The sequence below is a fragment of the Streptomyces sp. 6N223 genome, from assembly GCF_052246635.1.
Taxonomy (GTDB): Bacteria; Actinomycetota; Actinomycetes; order Streptomycetales; family Streptomycetaceae; genus Streptomyces.
In genome coordinates this window covers 89,915-97,815 of sequence record NZ_JBQQCA010000025.1, presented here as the reverse complement: position 1 = coordinate 97,815, position 7,901 = coordinate 89,915, and the positions used below count along the sequence as shown (strand labels likewise).

5 protein-coding genes are annotated in these 7,901 nt (G+C 75.8%); 1 reads left to right on the top strand and 4 read right to left on the bottom strand.

What is annotated here, in order from left to right; all coding sequences use genetic code 11:
• Positions 1-52 precede the first annotated feature (52 nt).
• From ACTWQH_RS17545 to ACTWQH_RS17530, 4 genes are all read right to left on the bottom strand, one after another.
• The gene (locus ACTWQH_RS17545) at positions 53-856 is read right to left on the bottom strand and encodes a calcium-binding protein (protein ID WP_443287522.1); all 804 of its coding nucleotides are present in this window, start codon (positions 854-856) and stop codon (positions 53-55) included.
• 145 nt (positions 857-1,001) lie between these two features.
• Complete coding sequence (locus tag ACTWQH_RS17540) at positions 1,002-1,877, bottom strand: calcium-binding protein (protein ID WP_443287521.1); 876 nt, start codon at positions 1,875-1,877, stop codon at positions 1,002-1,004.
• A 92-nt stretch (positions 1,878-1,969) separates the two neighbouring features.
• Positions 1,970-5,113: a sacsin N-terminal ATP-binding-like domain-containing protein gene (locus ACTWQH_RS17535; protein ID WP_443287526.1), complete on the bottom strand. Its 3,144-nt coding sequence runs from the start codon at positions 5,111-5,113 to the stop codon at positions 1,970-1,972.
• Positions 5,114-5,290: 177 nt separating this feature from the next.
• A complete protein-coding gene (locus ACTWQH_RS17530) occupies positions 5,291-6,190 on the bottom strand; it encodes a DUF3027 domain-containing protein (RefSeq protein ID WP_443287520.1) in 900 nt (299 codons plus the stop codon).
• 289 nt (positions 6,191-6,479) lie between these two features.
• Between ACTWQH_RS17530 and ACTWQH_RS17525 the strand changes: the two genes are divergently transcribed.
• Entirely contained in the window at positions 6,480-7,874 is a 1,395-nt protein-coding gene (locus tag ACTWQH_RS17525; protein WP_443287519.1) for an MFS transporter, read from the top strand.
• Positions 7,875-7,901: the final 27 nt, after the last annotated feature.

Genomic DNA, 7,901 nt, shown 5'->3' with positions numbered 1-7,901 from the left:
CCTCCCCCTCCCCCCCCCCCCACCCCCCTTGGGGTGGTCAGTCCAGGCTGGGTCAGTCCTGGCTGACGTCGTCCGTGCCCGGGCCGCCGGAGAGCTGGTCGCTTCCGCCGCCGCCGCGCAGCAGGTCGTTGCCGCTGTTGCCGTAGATGGCGTCGGCGTCCGGCCCGCCGTAGAGGTCGTCGCCGCCCTTGCCGCCGATGAGGGTGTCCTCGCCGCTGTTGCCGTAGACGAGGTCGTGCCCGCCCCTGGCCTCGATCGTGTCGTGGCCGCGCCCGCCGTAGAGGGCCTCGCTGCCGGTGCTGGCGTAGATGTAGTCGTCGCCGTCCTCGCCGTAGGCCGCGAAGTCGTTGCCGAAGCCGGACATGCCGTCGTCGCCGGGGCCGCCGTACTTCAGGAAGCCGCCGACCATCCAGTCGTCGCCGTCCTCGCCGAAGACCACGGCGTTGACGTTGACGTTGAGGTTGTCGTGCCCGGGGCCCCCGTGGACGGAGTTCTCGTCGCCCGCGCGCAGCCAGAGCGCGTCGCTGCCCGCGCCGAGGTCCGCGACGACGTGGGTCCAGAAGTCGCCGAACTCGGTGAGCGTGCACACCACATAGGTGGCGTCGGAGGCGTCCGGGTGGACGCAGCCGTCGCCCACGTCGATCGGCACGATGTCGTCGATGACGAATTGGGTGTAGTCGTCCCCCTGGGTGATGCGCACGTCGCTGCTGGTGTCTCCGGCCGTGTAGTAGACGGCGTGTCCCCCGTCGTCGGTGTAGGCCGTCGCCGAGCTGTCGGCCGCGGCCGGCGAGGCGGCGAGCCCCGTGCCGGCCAGGGCCAGAACCCCCAGGCCCACGGCGGTGGCTGTCTTGCGCATGAATCCCCTCCTGCTTCCGCTGCTGTGCGAGTGCCGCTTGTGAGACCTGTGGCCCCTGCGGTTGGTTGCGCTGCGCGGCCCCGTCCCCCGGCCCACACCAGGACAGGGGCCGGGGCCGCGCGATCAGGCGTGAGGTTCCGTCGGCTCAGTCCTGGACGTCGTCCGTGCCCGGGCCGCCGGAGACGGAGTCGTCGCCGGCGCCGCCGCGCAGGTAGTCGTTGCCGCTGTTGCCGAAGAGGACGTCGCCGCCGTCGCCGCCGTAGACGTCGTCGTTGCCCTTGCCTGCGAAGACGACGTCATCGCCGGCGTTGCCGGAGACGTAGTCCGCGCCGGCCCCGGCCTCGATGAAGTCGTGGCCGCGCCCGCCGAAGAGGTACTCGTTTCCGGTGCCGCCCATGATGTAGTCGTCGCCGTCCTCGCCGTACGCCTCGTACCAGTCGCGGAAGCCGGACATGCCGTCGTGGCCCTCGCCGCCGTACTTCAGCCAGCCCCCCTGGAGCCAGTCGTCGCCCGTGTCGCCGTAGACCACGGTGCCGCCGTTGACGTTGAGGTCGTCGTGGCCCGAGCCGCCGTGAACGGTGGCCTCGGCCCCCGCGCGCAGCCACAGGCTGTCGTTCCCGCCACCGAGGCTGACGCCGACCGAGGAATAGAAGTCGCCGAAGTCGGTGAGCGTGCAGACCACGTAGGTGGCGTCGGAGGCGTCCGGGTGGACACAGCCATCGCCGACCGCGACCGGCACGATGTCGTCGATGACGAACTCGGTCGCGCCCGCCTCCCCCTGGGTGATGCGCACGTCGCTGCTGGTGCCGTCCGCCGTGTAGTAGACGGCGTGGGCGGCGTCATTGGTGTACGCCGTGCCCGAGCTTCGCTCGTCCGCGGCGGCGGCCGGGCTCGCCGCCAGTGCCGTGCCGGCCAGGGCGATGACGCCCAGACCGGCGAAGACGGCGGGCCTGTGGCCCGTGATCGTTCGCGTGATCCCCCGCGTGGTCCCCCACAGATTTCCCCGTGCGTGTGCCCGCATGATTCCCCTCCTGCGGCTCTGCGCATCCGCTGCTGCGGATGTGTCAGCAGTTTGACGATCCAGAGGAGAATGTGGTTGTGCTCGAAAGGATTTCAATCGAACCAGCGCGCTGTGTCCAATTCCTCCGCACGGGACGGATCTTCCAGGAGCGCCGCGAGTTCGAAGCGGCGGGGCCACTGGGACGCGGACCACGCCAGGCCGGCCGCCAGGCCCTCCACCGTCGCGGCGTGGAGCGTGCCGTCGGCGGCCAGGCGCCAGTCCAGCTCCGTGCCGTCGATCACCAGCTCCTCGTGCTCCACGTACGACGCGGGGGTGTCGGGGCCGAGCAGGAGACGGGCGGCCTCCGGGACCTCGCGGCGTGCGCCTCCCTCGGGTGGCGGGGCGGGCAGGGCGGCCGACAGCGTGCGCACGTCGAGGACGGCGGCCAGCGCGGACGAGCGGTCGGGAGGGACCGGCAGCAGGGCCCGGCCATCCGCCAGGGGCAGCAGGTCGGGGGCGTCGGCCACCAGCGCGGTGTCGGCGGGCACCACCCGGGGAACGCCGTCCACCACGGCGCGCAGCTCCTCCGGCAGCGTGACCTCATCGGGCTCAAGCCCGGCCAGCAGCCCGTACAGGCCGTGCAGCTGACGCGGCGTCACGTCCCGCTCGGAATCCGCGAGGCGGGCCAGGAGCTCCGCCGCGCCGCCCGGCTCGGCGAGCAGCGCGCGGGCGGTGGTGCGTACGCCCAGCGCGCGCAGCACCTCCTCGTCGGCGTCGGCGGCGTCGGCGTCCTCGTACAGGCCGGCCAGCAGCGGGTCGACGCCCGCGGCCCGCAGGCCCGCCGGGCGGCGGCCGTCGAGCACGGGCGCGCCCCGCAGCCACCACGCCGTGTAGGAGCGGGCGGTCTCGACGCCGCCGTCGGGCATCCGCACCCGCACGGCGGCCGTGAGCGCCTGCCGGAAGGGCGGGCGGGAGAGAAGCGCCAGCGCCTCCCGCCAGCGGTCGTCGTCGATCAGCTCCAGGTCGCGGACGGCGAGCACCTCGGCGGCGACGGGCGGCAGCGGCGTATCGGGGAGGGCGTCGAGCACGTCCTCGCACCACACGTCGACGGCGTCCAGCAGCCCCACGTCGTCCGGCTCGGCGAAGTCGCCCTCCGAGTGCGGCTCCATCTCGTCCGGGTCCAGCACCACGTCGGCCGCGCGTATCAGCGCGAAGTCGGCCTGCACGCCGACGGCGGTCAGCGGCTGCTCGCCCCACCGCTCCGCCAGCTCCGGGTCGCAGGCGGCCAGCTCGCCCTCGCGGATGACCCGCTGGAAGGCGCTGCCGGGGTAGACGAGGTCGCCGGCCGGGGTGAGCTCGCCGTCCTCGTCGGGCAGGGCGAGCGCGGCCAGCCAGGGCTCGTCGCCGGGTTCGAGACCGGCGTCCCGCACCAGCGCCAGCACGGTCTCGGCCAGCTCGGCGGCGGGCATGGCGTCCTCGTCCCACACCTCGGCGTCCGCGATGTCGGCCGAGGCGGCGACGGCGGCACGCACCTGCGGGGTGGCGAGCACGGCGCGCGGCGTGGCTTGGCTGGCACCCAGCTTCTCCAGCAGCGGGTGCGCGGCCTCGGGGTGGGCGACCTTGAGGCCCAGCCGCCCCAGCTCGGCGGACTCGGTGCCGGGCACCGGCAGCAGCACGCGGCGCGGCCCGATGGTGGTGCGGCCGCCCCCGGCGGCTGCGCCCCCATCGCCGGGGGCACCCCCGGTGGCCAGCGGCACCGGCAGGCCGGTCAGCAGCTCGGGGTCGACGCCGGCGAGCGAGTCGTACAGCCGCCACCACCAGCCGGGCGGGCGCTCGACGCCGGCCAGCCGGTCGATGATCTCGCCGAGGGAGACGCGGGTGACCTCCAGCATCCGCAGCTCGGGGCGGCGTTCGAGCCCGGCGGGCAGCAGCACGGGGAACAGCTCGGCGAGCACGGCAAGGGTCTCGGCCCCGGCCCGCTCCACCAGCTCGGCGTCGGCCGGGCGCAGCGCGTCGGGCACCGGCTCCTCGCCCTCGGCCACGGGCGGCAGCGCGGCGGCGGCGCTGGGCAGGAACGCGGTGTGCGGGAGGCGTTCGAGCAGCAGGGCCCGCAGCTGGCCGTCCAGCTCGCCGCGGCCCAGCGGCCCGGGCACGAGGGAGAGGGTGCCGGCGGTGACCGGCCGCCAGTCGGCGAGGAGCGCGACGTAGGCGTCGGCGGCGCGGTCGAGGAGGAACGCCGTGAGCGGGCCGGGCGCGACGTGGCGGCGGGTGGGCTCCAGCGGGAAGGAGGCGACGAGCAGCGCGGGCAGGCCGAGGGCGTCGTCGGTGGGGGTGGGGGCGTGGACGACGGGCGGGCTGGCGGGCGGCGCGGGCGCGCCCTCGGCGTCCACGGGCACGGCCCAGGTCACGGACCAGTGGCGGCGTTCGCGCTCCTCGAGCGGCCGGTCGGCCAGCAGCTCCGGGTCGGCCTCGCCGCTGAGGGCGGAGACGCGCCACCGGGTGGAGCGGACGGCGCTGCCCGCCGGGCCCGGCTCCTCGGTGATCTGCGTGTACGGCCCGAACTGGCGGCGGGTCAGGGTGCGGGCGCCGCCGCCGGGGGTGACGACGGTGACCTCGGCCAGGCCGGGGAGGGTGATCAGCAGCGTGTCGTCGACGGCGTCCAGCAGCCGGGTCGCCAGATCCTCGGCGGCGGCGTCGCGCATCGGGAGGACGACGGCGGTGTCGTAGCCGTCGGGGATGGCGTCCTTGGAGCCCTCGGGCCAGGGCAGCGGCAGGCGCAGCAGGGGCACGGCGTGGCGCTGGCCGGTGCGGCGATCCAGCTCCTCGAGCAGGCCGGGGCTGTCCTGCCCGGCGGCGCGGGCCAGCTCGGTCGCCTCGGCCAGCGACCAGCGAACGCCGCCCGCCGCGCCGGCCACGGACGGGGTGTCGCTGACCGACAGCACGGCCGCGAAGCCGACGCCGAAGCGGCCGACGCTGGCGGTGCCCTGGCCGGGCTCGCGCTTGGCGGAGGCGCGCAGCGTGGACAGCGACTCCACGCCCGCCGCGTCGAGGGGGGCGCCGGTGTTGGCGGCGACCAGGACGCCGTCGCGCAGCGCCAGGCGCAGCCGGCCGGGCTGTCCGGCGCGGGCGGCGGCGTCGGCGGCGTTCTGCGCCAGCTCGATGACGAGCCGGTCCCGGTAGCCGCCCCGGGCGAGGTCTTCCTCGGCGTTGGCGTCCTCCCGGAACCGCGCCGGGGACGCCTGCCAGGCGCTCAGCACGGCACGCCGCAGCCGCCCGGTGTCGAACGGGTCGGCGGCGTCTGCGGCGGCTGCGGTGTCCGCAGCGTCGGCGCCAGCGGGCAGGGGCTCGTCGGTCGTCACGACTGTGACAGTACCGGTTGCGCGGGGGCGCGCGCCGTGGCGGTGGGCCCCCGCCCGGCGGGCCCCGGACGGGCCCTACAGCGGGTCGGCGCCGAGGTGGTCGATCACCGGCGGGGCGGGCGGCTCGGGCTTGGGGGACTCGGCCGCCTCGGAGTGCGCGCCGCAGCCGTAGGACAGGGAGACGACGTGTCCGTCGGCGGGCGAGAACTCGTTGGCGCACACGCCGAACGCCTGCCGCAGCGCACCGGCCATCGGCACCAGGAAGCCGCAGCTCACGCAGGAGGCGGGCGCGGCGTGCGCCATCGGCGTCTCGGGCCCGAAGCCCTCCTGCCAGCGGTCGGCGGCCTCCTGCAGCCCGTACCAGGACAGCACGCGGCGCCGCCCGAGGCCGAGCTGGCCGGCGACCTCGGCGATGGTGCCGCGCAGCGGCTCCGCCGCCTCCTCCTCCCGGGCCTCCTCCTCGGTCTCCTCGCCCGTCTCCTCGCCGGCCGGCGGGGCGTATCCGGGCTCCAGCCGCGGGTCGTCGAACTCGGCCGGCAGCAGATCGCCGGGCCGCAGGTCGCCCGGGCGCAGCCGCTCGCTCCACGGCACCCACCGCGGCGCCAGCAGGGCGTCCGGTCCCGGGGTCAGCGCGACCTCGTCGATGGTGACGTGCTTCGCGCGGGCGGCGCGCGTGACGGTCACGCCCCAGCGCCAGCCGCGGTAGCCGGGCTCCTCGCTGGCGAAGAGGTGGGTGACGAGCCGGTCTCCCTCGGCAACGGCACCCAGGTACGGCCCGAGCGGCCCCGGCCGCGCCGCCTCCTCGGCGACCCCGCGCGCCAGGTCCACCGCCTCCGCGCACAGCTTGTCCGGGGCGCGCCGCCGGGCCCGGCCCCCGCCGGCGGCGTCGCCGACCGCGGCGCCCAGCGCGGCGTCGGCCGCACCGTTGCTGCCGTTGGCGGGGGCGTCCATGGCCGCGCTCGTGGCAGCGCTCACGGGACTGCTCACTGGACTCATTTCGATCGACTCTCCTACGCCGTTGTCCGGTGCTGGCCCCTGGGGACGAACGGAGCCGACGGAGCGGCAACCCGGGCCGCTGCGACGTCGCGCTGTACGAAGGTGAGGCGCACCAGCCGTCCACGCTACCGCACCGGCCGGGGCGCCGGTCCGGGGGGAATCCGGTGGACACCGGACCTCTGCTGGAACGGGCATCCGACAGGAGAAGGCATGTCGATCCGGGTGTGATCGGGCAATACCACCCCGCCGAGCGCTTACGCTGGCTGCCGTGGTAGCTGACAGCTCGTCCGGCACGAAGGGCTCGGGGACGGCCGCGTCCCCGGCCCTGCGCGTCGTTGTCGCGACCGGGCGACTGCTGCATGCCGCACCCCTGGCCCTCGGCCGCCGCATCCGCCGCACCACCCACGCCCACGGCGCGGGCGAGACGGGCCTGGGCAAGCTGATCGAGCTGCACGCGGTCCACTCGGCCGGCGACATGCTGATCACGATGGCGCTGGCCTCCACCATCTTCTTCTCGGTGCCGACGGACGAGGCCCGGGGCCGCGTGGCGCTCTACCTCGCGGTCACCATGGCGCCGTTCGTGCTGCTCGCGCCGATCATCGGCCCGCTGCTCGACCGGGTGCCGCACGGGCGGCGGGCGGCCATGTCCGGGGCGCTGATGGCGCGCGGCATGCTGGCGCTGGTGCTCGCCAGCGCCGTGGTCAGCGGCGGCCTGGAGCTGTACCCGGCGGCGCTCGGGGTCATGGTCTGCTCCAAGGCGTACAACATCGTGCGCGCCGCGGTGGTGCCCCGGCTGCTGCCGTCGCAGATCTCGCTGGTGAAGGCGAACGCCCGGATAACGCTGACCGGCCTCATCTCGGCCGCCGCGGCCGCGCCGCTGGGCCTGGGACTGCACGCGCTCGGCGAGCGCTGGCCGCTGTACGCCGCCTGCGCGATCACCGTGACGGGCGCGTTCCTCTCCTTCCGCCTGCCGCACGAGGTGGACCTGGCGCGCGGCGAGCGCACCGTGCACCTCGCCGAGCTGGCCGAGACGAAGGCGGCGGCGGCGCGCGACGGGCGCGGCGGGCGGCTGCTGCGCGGCGCGGAGTCGACCGTCTTCAAGGCGCTGCTGGCGAACGCCGCCCTGCGGACGCTGTCGGGCTTCCTCCTCTTCTTCCTGGCGTTCCTGCTGCGCGAGGACCCGCTGCCCGGCCTGACGGAGGAGTTCTCGCTCGGCCTGGTCGGGGCGGTGGCCGGGGCGGGCAACGCGCTGGGCAACGCCCTCGGCAACTGGCTGCGCGACCGGGCGCCGGAGCTGATCCTGCTGACCTGCATGCTGCTCGCGGTGGCCGCCTCGGTCGCGGCGACGGTCGCCTTCGGCGCGGTGACGGTGGCGGCGATCGGGGCCACGGCCGGGATCTGCCAGGCGATGGGCAAGCTGTCGCTGGACGCGCTGATCCAGCGGGACGTGCCCGAGGTGGTCCGGACGTCCGCCTTCGCCCGGTCCGAGACCGCGTTGCAGATGTCGTGGGTGGCGGGCGGCGCGGTCGGCATCTCGCTGCCGCTGAACGGGACGGTCGGCATGGCGGTGGCGGCGTGCGTGGTCATCGCCGGGACGGTGGCGACGATAAAGAGCCTGACGACGGCGGCCAGACGCGGCACGTTCCGGCCGCGGGTGCGGTAGCGCCTGCGGCGGGCCGGTGGGGGGCGG